Genomic DNA, 13,147 nt, shown 5'->3' on the forward strand with positions numbered 1-13,147 from the left:
TTATGCATGCAGGTGCGCATTGCTGTGAAAAAATGTCATCAGCAAAAGATAAGCCACCATCCCGGCAAAAAAGAACAGTCCCTGTCCTCCTTTTCGCTCGTGGAGGATAAACGGCACCAGATGGCTGGCCGAGACGTAGAGAAAAACGCCTGTTGTCAGCGCCATCATCACAGGGACCCAGCCTTCTTGCAAAAAAGGCTCCGCGATCTGAAAACTCAGGGCCCCTGCCAGAGTAGCCGCCCCCAGCCCCGCCGCTCCCCAAAAAGCCTTTTTCCGCGAACGCGTGACAGCCAGCAGCAAGGAGGCAACGGTTACCCCATCCGGCACTTTATGCAAAAGCATGGCAAACAGCACGGACCATCCCAGTCGCTCGTCCATCCAGAAGCTTGCCAAAATCGAGATTCCCTCCACATACGAGTGAAGCAAAAATCCGGACAAAACTCCGATGATCCGGGCTGACCCCATCGCTCTCGTGTTATTTTCACCCGCATGCCCCATCCAATCGAGCAAAAACAAGCAGGAAAAGCCAATCAGGACAAACGGCATCACCCGCCCGCTTCCCACATGCAGTGTATGGGGAAGCAAATCAAGCAGGGTAATCGCCAGAAGCAAGCCCGCTCCTGCGCTGATCATTGCAAAGAGCGACTTTTCGGACCATGACCGCAAACAGAGCAAAAACCCGCCAATGCTGCTTGCCGCCGCGGCACTCAGCAGGACGACAAGGATGACTGGCTGCATGAGACCGCCTTCCCTTCTACCGGGTGTATCCCTTCCATTCTACGCGCCTGTCCGGGTCATTATGTGTCTCGACAAAGTGCGTCAGCCTGTCCGAATTAGCCGAATTAGCACTAGTTTTTAGAACCTTTGTCGACAAGCTTTTTCCGGGAAAAAATGGTGCTATAATGAGGCCACCGGGAATACCTGAAGGGGAAAAGGAGTGATTCGAATGGATGTGCAAGTTTGGATGGCTTCCAAAGAAGTCGCAGATCGATTGGATGTTCATGTGCGGACGCTGAGAAATTGGCTGGAAATGTTCGTTCCGGCTCAGGAGCGGCTGAAAAATCCGCAGGGTCACTACCTGATCAGCGAGGCTGGATTTGCCCTGCTGAGTGAGGTGAAGCAGAGAAAAGACGAGGGAAACCACTCTTTGCGCGAGATACAGCGACAAATGATAGAGGAAGGCAAAATTCCGGAGTGCATGGCTGCGGAAAGCGAGGTGGCTGCCGCTGACGGACAGGCTCTGTCTGTTTCCGGGCCAAATGCGCTTTCGCACTCCGTACAGGAAATGGAAATGACCGTATCGGAGGCCATCGTCCAATTTCAGCAGGAGCTGGCCCAGCTCTCTACGATGAACCAGCTACAGTCCACCATTCTGCAAAAAATGGCCGACATCGAGGAAATGCAGGAGTCTCTGCGTCTTGAAATGAGGCGGGTCACCTTTGAAATGGACTTGATGCAGCAGCGGTTGACACGCAGAAAGGAGCGGCTGGACAGGCATCAACCCCGCTGGTCTCTCAATCCCTTCCGCTGGTTTACTCGTTCAGACCGCAATCTGACAGCCGGACAGTAAAAAACACGTCTTTTTTCACGGATAAAAAGTCCTCCTTTTCTGACAAACAGGTTTCGAACACCCTGTCTTTTGTGCTATATTTTTACTATTCAAACTGGTTCTTCTTTCAGAACTTTTTGTATGTAAGCCAAGAGACAGGAGTCCTCATTTGTGAGAAAAGTAAGCATCCACTCTGCAAAGCCGGGAGAAATCATCGCCAAAACGATCTTTTTGGAAAATGGCAATGTCCTTTTGGGAAAAGGTGTCCAACTGACGGATCGGTACATTCAGCGCCTGATCAACATGGGTATTGATATTCTCTATATCGAAGACAAGCATACAGATGACATTGTCCCGGAAGACGCCATTCGAGATGAAACGCGCAAACACGCAGTCGATGCCGTCTACGCCACCATGACCGGCTTAATGGAGAACACCGTCCTGAAGCGGCGCACCTCTGTCCCTGATTTGGGACTTGCCTTTCAAAAGGTTTTTGGCGAAATCCTGACTGATCTGAGCAGCCGCCGCGACATCCTGGTCAACCTTTGCAGCCTGCATGTCTTGGACGGGTACTTTTTTCATCACGCCGTCAATGTGTCCGTGCTCGCCGGAATTATCGGGCTGGCCAAAGGGTACAACCAGCAGCAATTGATGGAGCTGGGAATTGGCGCGCTTCTGTTTGATATCGGGATGACCCAGCTGCCAAAAGAATTATGGAACAAGCGGACGAGGCTGAATGACGAGGAGAAGCAGCGGATCCGCTATCACACCGAGGATGGTTTCAATTTGCTGCGGAACCAGTACAACATCTCGCTCCTGTCTGCCCACTGCGCTCTTCAGCATCATGAACGCTACGACGGAACAGGCTATCCGCGCCAACTGGCCGACAAGCAGATCCATGAATACGCGCAAATAGTGGCGATCGCAGATGTGTTCGATGCTCTGATTTCGAAGCGCCCTTACCGGGACAGCTACTCTCCGAGCGAGGCGATTGAGCTGCTGTTTGCTGCCGGGAACAGCATGTTCGATCTGGAATTGGTCAAGCTGTTTTTGCAGCATGTCGCGATATATCCGATCGCCTCGACTGTCACTCTCAATACTGGGCAGATCGGTGTCGTGTCTGCAGTGAACCCGTTGGCTGTAAACCGGCCGACGATCCGGATTCTCCGGGAAGAAGACGGCTCTCCCGTGGCCGCGCCCTATGAGATGGACCTGTACAGCAAAGACTTCATGAGCATTACGATTGTCGATTCGGTGTGAGCAAGGAAAGACTGACAGCTCTTTTGTCGCCTTGAACAATGCCGGTGCAACTGTCTGTGCTGGTACGCATTACATATTGCAGCATTCCAAGAAAATACAAAAAAGCTGGGCTCCACGTCCCAGCTTTTTCTATTTTGCAGCCACAAACATCAGGCCTGCTCTGCCGGTTTACTGCCGCCGCTTCGCTTTCGCTGAATAAACCCGAGCACTAACACGGCCGCAACGATCGCTATTTTGATCGCTGTCTCCACTCCGCTCAGCCCTTCTACCCAGTGCTTTACCACTTTTTCCTCAAAAATCATTTTGGCTGCCGCCCAGGCTAAAATGCCGGAGCCGATGTAAACGAGCCAAGGCAACCGTTCCATAGCCTTCAGGATCAGCTGGCTTCCGAAAACCATAATGGGAATGCTGATGACAAGACCCAGAATGATCAGGACCAGATCGCCGCCAGCCGCTCCCGCAATCGCCAGCACATTGTCCAGTCCCATCATGACGTCTGCAATCACGATCGTCTTGACTGCCTGTACGAGGCTGTCGCTTGCGCTGATCTGTTCCTCGCCGTCATCCTCGAGCAGCAGCTTGTAGCTGATCCAGACGAGAATGAGCCCGCCGATCAGGTACAGATAAGGAATTTTCAACAAGTAAACAGCAAGTGCTGTCGCCAAAATGCGCACAATAATAGCCAGACCGGTCGCCCAAAAGATCGCCTTTTTCCGATGCGCCGGCGTCAGCTTTCGACAAGCGATGGCAATCACGACTGCATTGTCCCCGCTCAATACTATGTTAATCGTAATAATAAGCAACAGTGCCGAAAAAAATCCTGCATCCAACAATGCCTGCGCCCCCCTGTTGGTGAGTAGTGTGCCACGTTTGCCGGGTAAAAAAACAATCCCTATCCTATGCCTGTCCAGGGTTGTTGTCAACCTCTTATTTCAGTATGATGGTAACGAGGAGGGTTGTCGAAATGTCGAAACAATTCGTTATCGAAGCGATCATGTTGGCCATCTACGGGGAATTGATGGCTCCTTCGCAACCTGCAGATTATTATATCCCTTCGTCGACAATCTACGAGCTGGAAGAGTTCATTCATAGTCCCGAACCGATTATGCCGGACCCAGACGATGATTTTCACGTGCGAAGGGTAATGCGAGAGATGAGTCAGTTTTTTGACGATCCGTTTAACCGCAAACGACTGGAAAAAGGGTTGATCGCTCCCTGGTCGACGATTCCCTTCACATTTCCGAACGGTGTCACGCTGCATGTGGTAAAGGTGGATGACAACGAGATGTGGGGCGAACTGTTTGATCCGGTGGAAACACAGCTGCTGCTTACCGCGATGCGGTTTGAAATTCCACTTGTCACAGACCAGCCTGATTTTCAGGACCGCATTCTGGAATACGTCGTCCCCGTCCAATTTTACGATATTGACGACTTTGAATTTGCGTTGGAACAAGGCATCTCTTTACATGAACTGCGGGACCCGTAAGGACTGTCCGCTGTCAAAGCGAAGCGCACAAAACCGGCACAGCCACTGGCCTGACCGGTTTTTTGGCTTTTTATAGATTGAAAATTGGCTCTTTTATTTATTTTTGGAAGAGCGTATAGTATTGAGCAATAGACTGGTGAAAAAGAGGCGACAGCATGGGGCGCAAAGCACTTTATACAAAGATCTACAATCAATTGCGCTATCAAATTTTAAGCGGGGAGCTGGCAATTGGCTCCCCTTTGCCTCCCGAGAGAAAGCTGGCCATGCAGCTCGGAGTCAGCCGCAACACGATCGTCAGGGCTTATGCAGAGCTGGAGGCGGAAGGGATCATCGCCAGCAGGATGGGCAGCGGACGTTATGTGGAGGCTCTTACTCCCGCCCCCGCGAGGATCGACTGGCATTATCACACGCTCGGCACGCTCGCCCCTGCTCCCTCTCACATGGCTGAGCTTCTGGGCGTAACGGACAAATACCCGGATATCATCAACTTTGCCCATGGCGATGGCGGCAAGCACACCCTGGAATCGTCAGGCTTCCCCGATTACGTCAAAAGTACGGCAGAGCAGCTTCACTCCTACTACTTCACCTCTGTCCAGGGGCTGCCGGAACTTCGCGAGCATCTTGTGAGCTGGATGGACATGGAACAGATTTCCTCGCCGGAGCAGGTGGTCATCACCAGCGGCTCGCAGGAAGGACTCTACCTGATCGCTTCGCTTTTAGCGCGTCCTGGCGATCTCGTCTTGACGGAAATGCCCACATACTTTGGCTCGCTGCAGCTTTTTCAATCGCTCGGGATGCAGGTTGTCCCGGTCCCGATGGATGCGGACGGCCTGCGGGTAGATGTACTGGAAAGGATCTTGAGCCATTGCCGGCCGCGATTTCTTTACACCGTCCCAACCTACCACAACCCGACCGGATGGACGATGTCGGCCATCCGGCGCAAGCAACTGCTGGCTTTGAGCGAAAAATACGGGCTTCCCATCGTGGAGGACGATGCCTACCGTCACCTCCATCTCGACAAAGAACCCCCGCCCGCCTTAAAAGCGCTGGATCATTCGGGCCATGTCGTATATTTGAACACGTTCTCGAAGCTGCTCTTCCCCGGACTGCGGATCGGATGGGTGGCGGCCAACCGCAAATTGGCCCAACTGCTCACCCGGATGAAGGAGCTGTCTATCACTACAAATACGCTGGGCCAGCTCGCTCTGGCTGCATACCTGCGAAACGGCGCTCTACGGCCGCATCTGGAAAACGCTCGCTTGCAATACAGTGAACAGGCGGCCATCATGGAAAGTCATCTGGACCGCTTCAGCCCGCTGGGAATTCGGTATGAGCGACCCAAGGGCGGGTTCTACTTCTGGGTCTCCCTGCCGGAAGAGATCAACCCGCGCAAGCTGATGGCCAGATGCCTGGAGCGAGGCGTTTCCTTTACCTGCGGCGACATGTTTCTCTTGCGGGAGGCCGAGCAGCCATACATCCGTCTCTGTTTTACCCATGAGCGCTCGGAAAAAATTGATCGAGGCATGAAAATCATTGCAGAGGTTCTGCAACAAGGAAAGGAGCTGCAAATATGAAAAACGCATCCCCCTCAACGTCCAGTTGGACGGAAGGCCTGATCGACTCTTTGCCGATCACCGCCAGCTACATCATTTACGGAGCCATCTTTGGAATGCTGGCCGGGCAGGCCGGTCTTACCTCTTGGGAAAGCATCGCGATGTCTGTGCTTGTCTACTCCGGAGCTTCCCAATTTGCCGGCAGCTCGCTCATTGCTGAACAGGCAAGCGTCTGGGCCATCATCTTGACTACTTGTCTGTTAAACCTGCGCCACTTTCTGATGGGCTTGTCAATCTCGCCTCATTACCAGCGTTTTTCCACTGCTCAAGTAAACGGGCTCGCCTTTTTTCTCACGGATGAGCAGTACGCGCTCACACTCAACCGTTTTCGCCACCGCGAAAGCGATGTTCCATATATTCTCAGCGTCAGCGTTGCCCTTTACGCAGGCTGGTGCGGCGGTACTTGGATCGGAACGGCAGCGGGCGCCTGGATACCCGATCCGGCTTCGCTCGGACTCGGCTTCAGCTTTACGGCCATGTTCCTCGCCCTCGCCTATTACCAGCTATCGTCGCTCCTGCGCATTTTTGCCTTTTTGCTGTGCGGGGCGGCGTCTGTTTTCCTGTCGTTTGTAGTGCCAAATGGCTTGCCGGTTTTGATCGCCGGATGCCTCGCCTTTGCCATCGGGTATTTCTGGCCGACACAGGAAGACGGAGATCAGACTGCCGCCGAAGAGACGAGAGGAGCTGAATCCGCATGACGACACAGACCCTTTTGCTGTTTCTGGGGATGGGCGTGCTCACCTATATTTCGCGCAGGGCGTTTCTCCGTCTGCCCAGCAAGCATTTTTCACCCCGCTTAAAAAACGGTCTCAGCTTTATTCCTTTGGGCATTTTTGCGTCCCTCATTTTTCCTTCTCTGTTTGTGCAGTCCGGCAGCTTTGTCATTCAGCCCTTGCTGCTGATCGCCAGCCTCGTCTGTCTGGGTGTTATGGCCCTCAGCAAGAATGTATTCCTCAGCTTTGGCGTAAGCCTCGGGCTCGTCGTTGTTGTCTCGCTGGGTCTGTTTTCCTGGTAAGGAACGGAGTTGAGAAAAATTCCCTTCCGATCCCGTTTGACCGTGGTACAATAAGGGTATAGATTGCAAAAGGATTTCGGGAGGGACCAGGTAATGGAAACGGTGAAACTACACGGAGAAACGGACTGGAACACAGAAGGAAGCACGGTTCATTCCATTCTCTTTCAAATGGGAAAAGAGTACTACGGCTTACCGATTTCGTTGGTAAAGGAAATCATCAAGCCTTTGCCCGTGACCCGTTTTCCCAAGTCTCCCCCATTCGTCGAAGGCGTGATTGACCTGCGCGGGCGCATCCTGCCGATCATCAACCTGCGGACGATGTTTGGCCTGGAGCCGCTTCCGCTCACGGAAGAGAGCCGGTTTGTCGACTTGCAGCTGGACGGGCTCGATATTGGCATTGTCGTCGAAGCGGTCTCAGAGGTCATGCACATACCGGCATCGCTGATTGAGCCTGCTCCTCCGATCGTGAGTGGAGTCGATGGGAAGTTTTTGAACGGGATTGCCCGGGTGCAAGATAAATTGATCATGCTGCTCGATGTGGACGAGATCTTCTCCACATGGAAAAAGTAAAAATGACACGGAAGAAATCGTCTTTCTGCTACACGCCGGAACAGCTCCCTCTCGCCTTTCTGCAGGGGGAATACGAGCAGATTTACGCGCAGACAAGCCCCGCTTTTCGCAAAAGAGTCTCTGCCGCTGAGCTTCGCTCGCTGGGAGAAGACTTCCACCGCGGTGTAGATCGCTACAAGCTGCAATCTACCATACTTCTGGAGCACGCGAAACGATATGTCTGGGTAGACGGATCGGGAGAAAAGGGATTGGCCGCTGCCTTTGACGAGGAGGGCACGATCATCTCCCTCGTCATTTTGCACCTCGAGACACATCCGGAGACTGACAGCATGCTTACCCGTACCGTGTTCGTTCCTCCGTTTGCCGGAGAGTGGCTCACGTACTGGGGAGGCCATAACGAGCTGGTCAATTATCATTACGCCTATCCGAACCAACGATACGCCTTTGATTTCCTCGTGATGAAAGAAGGCCGCACCTTTACGGGCGACCCTGCGGCAAATGAGAGCTATTACGCGTTCGGGCAGCCGATCCTCGCACCGGCCTTTGGAAAAGTCGTAGGAGTCGCAAGCCATATACCAGACAACACTCCGGTCGGAACGGTAAACGAGACACAGCCTGCCGGCAACCACGTCATCCTGGAGCACGAAGCTGGCGAATACAGCCTGCTTGCCCATCTCAAGCAAGACTCTGTCTGCGTCGAGGTCGGCGATTGTGTGCAGCCGGGCGATTTGATCGGGCTCTGCGGCAACTCGGGAAATTCCAGCGAGGCTCACCTTCATTTCCAGGTATCTGATTCTCCTGTTCTTTTAAGCGGACACTCGATACCGGTCCGCTTTCAGGACGGACGACGGATCGTACAGGGGCAGTTGGTATCGGGCCCGGACCGGCGAAGCGAATAAAAAAACAGGCGAAGCGCCGGACTCCGCCTGTTTTTGCATGTTCGTACATTTTTTCTTTCTCCGTCAGAGTTGCTGGGTCATCTTTTCATGCATGACTACGTCCTTCCCTTATTTCTGACCGCCGCTCGCCAAATAGGAATAGCTGACCCACACCATTTCCTCGATGCCCAAAATCTCCTTGAACAAATCGACTGAATCGTACAAAAGCGACGCCCCTGTCTCATCATCGAAATCCGTCAGCAGCTGCAAATCAAACAGGGAACGAAGCTGCTGCACCTGCTTGGGACCGACAATCCGGTTGAAGCATTGCGGACAAGCCCGTTTAATCCCCTTGCTTACTTCCCTTCGATACTGGTCGGACCTTGCGACCCTGTCCAGAATGTCATCGTACATCTGCCTTACGTCCTCGCTCTCGGTTATGGCCTCATGCAGGTTTATGTGGGGGTAGAGGCGGGCAAATTCCGCTTCCGCCATATCTGCATCCAGCGAATAGCTGATTGTCGCCGACGACACCTCGAAGCCCGCGTCAAAGAGCCGATACCCCCATCCGTTGTCTTCGGCGTCATGGAACCAGAGGAGCGGGACACACTGACGGGACAGGTTCAGAATAAATTGCAGGGTATGGGCTGTCTCAAGCCACTCATCCCGCAGGAAAAAGGCATTCCAGTCCCGGTTGATGTTCCTATGGAAATAAGGCTGCCTCGATTTGGGCAGGGCGATTAATACTTTTGGTTCATATTTGCGTGGATACAACATGCCTGTCGTGAACTCACCCATCCGATTCCCACCGCTTTCTGGCAGGCTCTCCCTGGTCTGGCACGGTTTGAGCCATCGTTCTTGCTACCAGTTTATTCATCGGATGGCGATTATTTGCCGTGTTCTTTATCAAACGTGCTCGTGTGGATAATCGTATGTACCGCCCCATCCGGCCGCAGCTCTGACTGGTAGAGGTGAAAACGGGTCACTTCCCAGGCGGGCGGCTCCGAGGAGAGGAGTCGTTCGTTCCATTCCGCTAGAGGCACCCCTTCCTGGCCAACCTTGGGGCCTCTTGCCAGCGTAATATGCGGGCTGTATCGCTTCTTGTCATAGGTCAGGCCGGGATGCAGATCAAACCGCTTGCCCAACAGCAAATGAAGCTGTCTGAGCGGGTCTGTCTGTCCGCGAAGCCCGAGCCAGAGGACTCGGGGACGTTCTGCGTGGGGAAATGCGCCGAAGCCTCCGACCTGCAAAGAAAAAGGCGAAATAATTTCGCTGACAATATCCATGTCCTTGCAGATTTCTGGCACCAGCTTTTCTCCTACCTCTCCGAGAAAATGCAGGGTGAGATGGAGATTGTGCAGTGACTGCCACCGATCTGCCTTGATCAGGCTCTTCACCTGTTTTTGCACGCCCGCAATGTAGCGGACAGCGTCATCGGGAATATCCAGAGCCACAAAAAGACGCATCGACATATTCCTCCTCTTGGCAACATCGCATTTGAAAACGTGGCCTCGCCAAGCTTTATGGGGAAGCCTTCGTTGCACTTATGTCGATAGGTGCATTTTCATAAATTCCTGTCGACAAAAAAAGCCCGCCCGCACGAACGGGGAGCCTTTATGCGGCCATCATCTTTCCTGTTACGATGCCCAGAACGCAGCGTACGTATTCGTTCATCCTGCTCGCACCGGGCTCGGCCTGAAAAGCAATGGTCAGCTCTATATGTCCAATATGTCCTGCGGGCGGTCTGTGCCAAAACAGCTCCACTTCCCCGTACAGGATTTCTTCGATTCGCTGCTTCAACCACTCGATATCGGTCTGCGGGTCACAGGACAGCGAAAACTTCATCGTAACCGAAATTGTTTTGCAATCGGCCAGATCGTCCGTCAATGCGTTCAGCTTCCCTTTGACAGCGACCACTCCCGCTTCCCCCCAAAGGGCGTATTCCAGCGTCGCCTGCAAGCGCGGATGGACATGCAGTTCCATGGCGGGAAAGCGGCCATCTACCTCTAGTGAAAACCGTTCTGCGAGCTTTTCCACATCCTCCTGAAACCGACGGGCACAGTCGGAAATCGCCTCAAATCCCTCAGGTTGTACTGTGAACATCCTCCTCACCCTTCCATGGAAAATCTGTCTATATCTCTTCGCAATGATGGCTAAACTTTCCTTTGTTGAATGGTGACTTCTTTTCCCGTTTTTCCACGAAAGAATGCTCGTTCCACAATCGTCAGTCGTCATGCGGGTGCCCTTCCGAAAAAACTACTCCGACACGTTCTCGTACGGATTCAGCTCTCCCGGATACAGCCTGTCAAAGATAGCTCCTAGCCGCTCCGCACTCGTCTCATCCAGCTCCAGATGGTAGAGTCGCCCCGCTTCCATGCGAATCAAAGGATAAGCTCCGTGTCTGAGCGGCACCGCATCCTCTGTCGAAAGAAATTCCGGCAACGTAAAGAGAAAGCGTGAAAAAGGATTGGCTTCATCTTCAGTCAGATGAACCACCTCAAACAAGTCTGACATCTCCGGTGTCACGATGAGTCTCAGCAGCCCATCATGTTCGGCTGCCCACACGGTAAAAGACCTCTCCCTGACTTCGCTTCTGGCATGGCGCCGCATCACCCATACAGCTTGATGGACGGTGCTCATCAGCAAATGCTGGGCTTCATCTGCGCCGTGTTTGTCCTGCAATCGCATAAAGTCGATCAAGTAGGCCGTTCCCTTTTCCTCCAGCTTTGCATCCGAGAGGAAAGAGAGCGGAACGCTTTGCGCTTCCGCTGCTTCCTGTACCTCGGCCTGATGCGGAAGCTCGTCAGCCCTGTCGAAAAACAATGCTTCCACCATCGCATGCGCTTGTCTCGCTTCCTCTGGCGAAAACGTAATCCCCTCCGTATAAATATGCGTCAGCCGTCCCTCTTCAAAGGCCAAATAGTGCAGGGGAACCTCGGCTTGTTCCAGCATCCGCAGCGCCATGCCGCGGTCCTCAGTTCGCTTGATGTCAAACGACAGCGGAAAGCCCAACGGATCGAGCGGATCAGTGAGCGTCCAGATGACAGCCAAAAGCTTGTTGCGATACGTTTTAAACTCGACGGAGACAGCGTCCCGTGTCGATTCGCTGAAGGCGTCAATGCTCTCGAAGACGAGGAACAGCTCAACATCGCCAGCCGCAGACATTCGGGCAAAGTAGGGCAATCCTTCTGTCTCTGCCAAATGATACAGATCGGAATAAACCGCGGAATCAAGCACCTCTCCCTGGGTATCGGATGTCGGCGATACCCGCTTCGGATCGGGGATCAAAGCGGGACGAAAGGACTCGTGAACCGTCATTTTTTTTCGTTGCCCGACTGCTTTACAATCGGCCACTCCAGCATTTTATCGAGCAGTGTCCGGTCTGTCGCGTCGATATGTACCGGGGTTACCGCGATGTATCCGCGTTTCACCAGATAGTAGTCTTCTTCAGGTGTAGGATTGCTTCTGTCCGGGTATTCGCGAGTCAGCCAGTAGCCTTCTGCTTCCTGATTGTATTTGTCTTCGTAGTGGTTCATCGCCAGTGCGGCAGGGACGATTCCGCGGATTTCTTCCGGCGGCAAATGCGGAATGTTGACGTTCCAGAACACTTCGGGAGCCAGTCGATCCTCTCTTGCCTGATCGCAAAACAACTGCAAAAGCGGGCGAATGATTTCCTCCACCTGTCCGTAATTGTCCTGGTCGGTCCAGTTGTCATAGGAGAGAGCCACGCCCGGAATGCCCAAAATAACGGCTTCTCTCGCTCCGCTGCAGGTACCCGAATAATAAATGTCCCGTCCCAGATTTGTCCCTACATTGATCCCGGAAAAAACGATATCCGGTTTTTTGCCTTCCTCAAACAACAGGTGGTAGGCGCCCTTGATACAGTCGGCAGGATTTCCGTCGATCGTCCACGCGGTCACCGGCAGTCCGTAAAAGGAATGCGGCTTAGGCGAGAGCGCACTGCGGTAGGTCAGGCCGTGTCCTACGCCGCTTCTTTCCTCGGCGGGAGCTACAACAAAAATCTCTACATCGGACAAGGCGAGAAGCGCTTCAGCCAGTTTGCGGATGCCCAAAGCCTCAATCCCGTCATCATTCGTCAACAATACTCGCAACATATCATATCCTCCCTTTTCGTGACGCTGCTGCCCATGATTTCTTTGTTCCGGCAAGCCGCGTCCGGATTCTGGCAGGCTGTCTTCTCCTTATTGTACCAAAAAGACCTTTTGTCCGGGAAAAAAGAGGCGTGCAAAAAAACCGCAGACCGGTTTGCACGCCTCTATAGCTATTCCCATTTCACACCAGAAAAAACTGCTTCCAAGCACTCACGGACTTATTCGCCGACGATCTCCTTCCAGCGGTCGCGCCATTGAATCCCTTCCACGATCCATTCTTCCACCTGTTTTTGCTTTTCTTCGGAGATTCCCAACAAGCAGGAAATTCGTCTAATTTCCAACGTTTCCGCAAGCGAAAGCTTTTGATCGACCAGGGCGATTTTGTACAACTGCCGGAGCAGACCGAGCTTCTCCGGCAGAGACAGGTCCACCATGTCCTTGACGATGGTTTCCGGCTGCTTGGGGTAATCCATATCGTCCATGAGAATCTGTCTTTCTCTCAGCGTAAAGTGCTCCGAGTTGACCAGCTCATGGATTCGGCTCACTTCTTTGTTTCCTATATAACCATCTGCATGACCGACGCAGATTATCAGGCGAATGGATGCAAACAAAATATGTTTGTCCTTTTCCGTTTTCGTATACACTTCTATATCCTCCCTCGAAC

16 protein-coding genes are annotated in these 13,147 nt (G+C 53.0%); 8 read left to right on the forward strand and 8 right to left on the reverse strand.

Annotation, left to right across the window (positions count from 1 at the left end; all coding sequences use genetic code 11):
* Positions 1-738, reverse strand: coding sequence for a ZIP family metal transporter (locus NST96_RS19130; protein WP_003386637.1), 738 nt, complete (start codon positions 736-738; stop codon positions 1-3).
* 208 nt (positions 739-946) lie between these two features.
* On the opposite strand from NST96_RS19130, the gene NST96_RS19135 reads away from it, so the two are divergent.
* Both NST96_RS19135 and NST96_RS19140 read left to right on the forward strand, forming a co-directional pair.
* Positions 947-1,570 (forward strand): MerR family transcriptional regulator, encoded by a 624-nt coding sequence (locus NST96_RS19135; protein WP_003386639.1) that lies wholly within the window; start codon positions 947-949, stop codon positions 1,568-1,570.
* Between the two features lie 150 nt (positions 1,571-1,720).
* On the forward strand, positions 1,721-2,809 hold the full coding sequence (locus NST96_RS19140) for an HD-GYP domain-containing protein (RefSeq protein WP_024984985.1): 1,089 nt from the start codon (positions 1,721-1,723) through the stop codon (positions 2,807-2,809).
* A gap of 149 nt (positions 2,810-2,958) precedes the next feature.
* On the opposite strand, the gene NST96_RS19145 is transcribed toward NST96_RS19140, so the two are convergent.
* Positions 2,959-3,642, reverse strand: a complete 684-nt coding sequence (locus NST96_RS19145) for a TerC family protein (RefSeq protein WP_003386641.1) — start codon at positions 3,640-3,642, stop codon at positions 2,959-2,961.
* Positions 3,643-3,773: 131 nt separating this feature from the next.
* On the opposite strand from NST96_RS19145, the gene NST96_RS19150 reads away from it, so the two are divergent.
* From NST96_RS19150 to NST96_RS19175, 6 genes are all read left to right on the forward strand, one after another.
* Positions 3,774-4,295: a hypothetical protein gene (locus NST96_RS19150; RefSeq protein WP_003386642.1), complete on the forward strand. Its 522-nt coding sequence runs from the start codon at positions 3,774-3,776 to the stop codon at positions 4,293-4,295.
* 155 nt (positions 4,296-4,450) lie between these two features.
* The gene (locus tag NST96_RS19155; RefSeq protein WP_024984984.1) at positions 4,451-5,869 is read left to right on the forward strand and encodes a PLP-dependent aminotransferase family protein; all 1,419 of its coding nucleotides are present in this window, start codon (positions 4,451-4,453) and stop codon (positions 5,867-5,869) included.
* A complete protein-coding gene (locus NST96_RS19160; RefSeq protein ID WP_342404316.1) occupies positions 5,866-6,606 on the forward strand; it encodes an AzlC family ABC transporter permease in 741 nt (246 codons plus the stop codon). The genes NST96_RS19155 and NST96_RS19160 overlap by 4 nt, the downstream gene beginning before the upstream one ends.
* Entirely contained in the window at positions 6,603-6,923 is a 321-nt protein-coding gene (locus NST96_RS19165) for an AzlD domain-containing protein (RefSeq protein ID WP_003386645.1), read from the forward strand. The genes NST96_RS19160 and NST96_RS19165 overlap by 4 nt, the downstream gene beginning before the upstream one ends.
* A gap of 93 nt (positions 6,924-7,016) precedes the next feature.
* Positions 7,017-7,493, forward strand: coding sequence for a chemotaxis protein CheW (locus NST96_RS19170; RefSeq protein ID WP_003386646.1), 477 nt, complete (start codon positions 7,017-7,019; stop codon positions 7,491-7,493).
* Positions 7,481-8,392, forward strand: coding sequence for a M23 family metallopeptidase (locus NST96_RS19175; RefSeq protein WP_227277892.1), 912 nt, complete (start codon positions 7,481-7,483; stop codon positions 8,390-8,392). The genes NST96_RS19170 and NST96_RS19175 overlap by 13 nt, the downstream gene beginning before the upstream one ends.
* Before the next feature lie 108 nt (positions 8,393-8,500).
* Here NST96_RS19175 and NST96_RS19180 read toward each other — a convergent pair whose 3' ends face one another.
* From NST96_RS19180 to NST96_RS19205, 6 genes are all read right to left on the reverse strand, one after another.
* The gene (locus NST96_RS19180; RefSeq protein ID WP_003386649.1) at positions 8,501-9,169 is read right to left on the reverse strand and encodes a hypothetical protein; all 669 of its coding nucleotides are present in this window, start codon (positions 9,167-9,169) and stop codon (positions 8,501-8,503) included.
* Between the two features lie 89 nt (positions 9,170-9,258).
* Positions 9,259-9,837 carry an RNA 2',3'-cyclic phosphodiesterase gene (gene thpR, locus NST96_RS19185; protein ID WP_024984982.1) on the reverse strand — a complete coding sequence of 193 codons (579 nt, stop codon included), beginning with the start codon at positions 9,835-9,837 and terminating at the stop codon, positions 9,259-9,261.
* A gap of 148 nt (positions 9,838-9,985) precedes the next feature.
* Positions 9,986-10,474, reverse strand: coding sequence for a hypothetical protein (locus NST96_RS19190; protein WP_003386651.1), 489 nt, complete (start codon positions 10,472-10,474; stop codon positions 9,986-9,988).
* 153 nt (positions 10,475-10,627) lie between these two features.
* Positions 10,628-11,689 carry a hypothetical protein gene (locus tag NST96_RS19195; protein ID WP_003386652.1) on the reverse strand — a complete coding sequence of 354 codons (1,062 nt, stop codon included), beginning with the start codon at positions 11,687-11,689 and terminating at the stop codon, positions 10,628-10,630.
* Positions 11,686-12,486: a 5'/3'-nucleotidase SurE gene (surE, locus tag NST96_RS19200; RefSeq protein ID WP_003386653.1), complete on the reverse strand. Its 801-nt coding sequence runs from the start codon at positions 12,484-12,486 to the stop codon at positions 11,686-11,688. The genes NST96_RS19195 and surE overlap by 4 nt, the downstream gene beginning before the upstream one ends.
* A gap of 215 nt (positions 12,487-12,701) precedes the next feature.
* Positions 12,702-13,127 (reverse strand): TerB family tellurite resistance protein, encoded by a 426-nt coding sequence (locus tag NST96_RS19205; protein WP_003386654.1) that lies wholly within the window; start codon positions 13,125-13,127, stop codon positions 12,702-12,704.
* Positions 13,128-13,147: the final 20 nt, after the last annotated feature.

Source organism: Brevibacillus sp. FSL K6-2834 (assembly GCF_038592925.1).
In the GTDB taxonomy this organism is placed as follows: domain Bacteria; phylum Bacillota; class Bacilli; order Brevibacillales; family Brevibacillaceae; genus Brevibacillus; species Brevibacillus borstelensis.

Excerpts from the sequence above, each read along its gene's own strand:
- NST96_RS19130 (WP_003386637.1), bottom strand. The coding sequence starts at position 738 with ATGCAGCCAGTCATCCTTGTCGTCCTGCTGAGTGCCGCGGCGGCAAGC.
- NST96_RS19135 (WP_003386639.1), top strand. The coding sequence starts at position 947 with ATGGATGTGCAAGTTTGGATGGCTTCCAAAGAAGTCGCAGATCGATTG.
- NST96_RS19150 (WP_003386642.1), top strand. The coding sequence starts at position 3,774 with ATGTCGAAACAATTCGTTATCGAAGCGATCATGTTGGCCATCTACGGG.
- NST96_RS19155 (WP_024984984.1), top strand. The coding sequence starts at position 4,451 with ATGGGGCGCAAAGCACTTTATACAAAGATCTACAATCAATTGCGCTAT.
- NST96_RS19160 (WP_342404316.1), top strand. The coding sequence starts at position 5,866 with ATGAAAAACGCATCCCCCTCAACGTCCAGTTGGACGGAAGGCCTGATC.
- NST96_RS19165 (WP_003386645.1), top strand. The coding sequence starts at position 6,603 with ATGACGACACAGACCCTTTTGCTGTTTCTGGGGATGGGCGTGCTCACC.
- NST96_RS19170 (WP_003386646.1), top strand. The coding sequence starts at position 7,017 with ATGGAAACGGTGAAACTACACGGAGAAACGGACTGGAACACAGAAGGA.
- NST96_RS19175 (WP_227277892.1), top strand. The coding sequence starts at position 7,481 with ATGGAAAAAGTAAAAATGACACGGAAGAAATCGTCTTTCTGCTACACG.
- NST96_RS19180 (WP_003386649.1), bottom strand. The coding sequence starts at position 9,169 with ATGGGTGAGTTCACGACAGGCATGTTGTATCCACGCAAATATGAACCA.
- thpR (WP_024984982.1), bottom strand. The coding sequence starts at position 9,837 with ATGCGTCTTTTTGTGGCTCTGGATATTCCCGATGACGCTGTCCGCTAC.
- NST96_RS19190 (WP_003386651.1), bottom strand. The coding sequence starts at position 10,474 with ATGTTCACAGTACAACCTGAGGGATTTGAGGCGATTTCCGACTGTGCC.
- NST96_RS19195 (WP_003386652.1), bottom strand. The coding sequence starts at position 11,689 with ATGACGGTTCACGAGTCCTTTCGTCCCGCTTTGATCCCCGATCCGAAG.
- surE (WP_003386653.1), bottom strand. The coding sequence starts at position 12,486 with ATGTTGCGAGTATTGTTGACGAATGATGACGGGATTGAGGCTTTGGGC.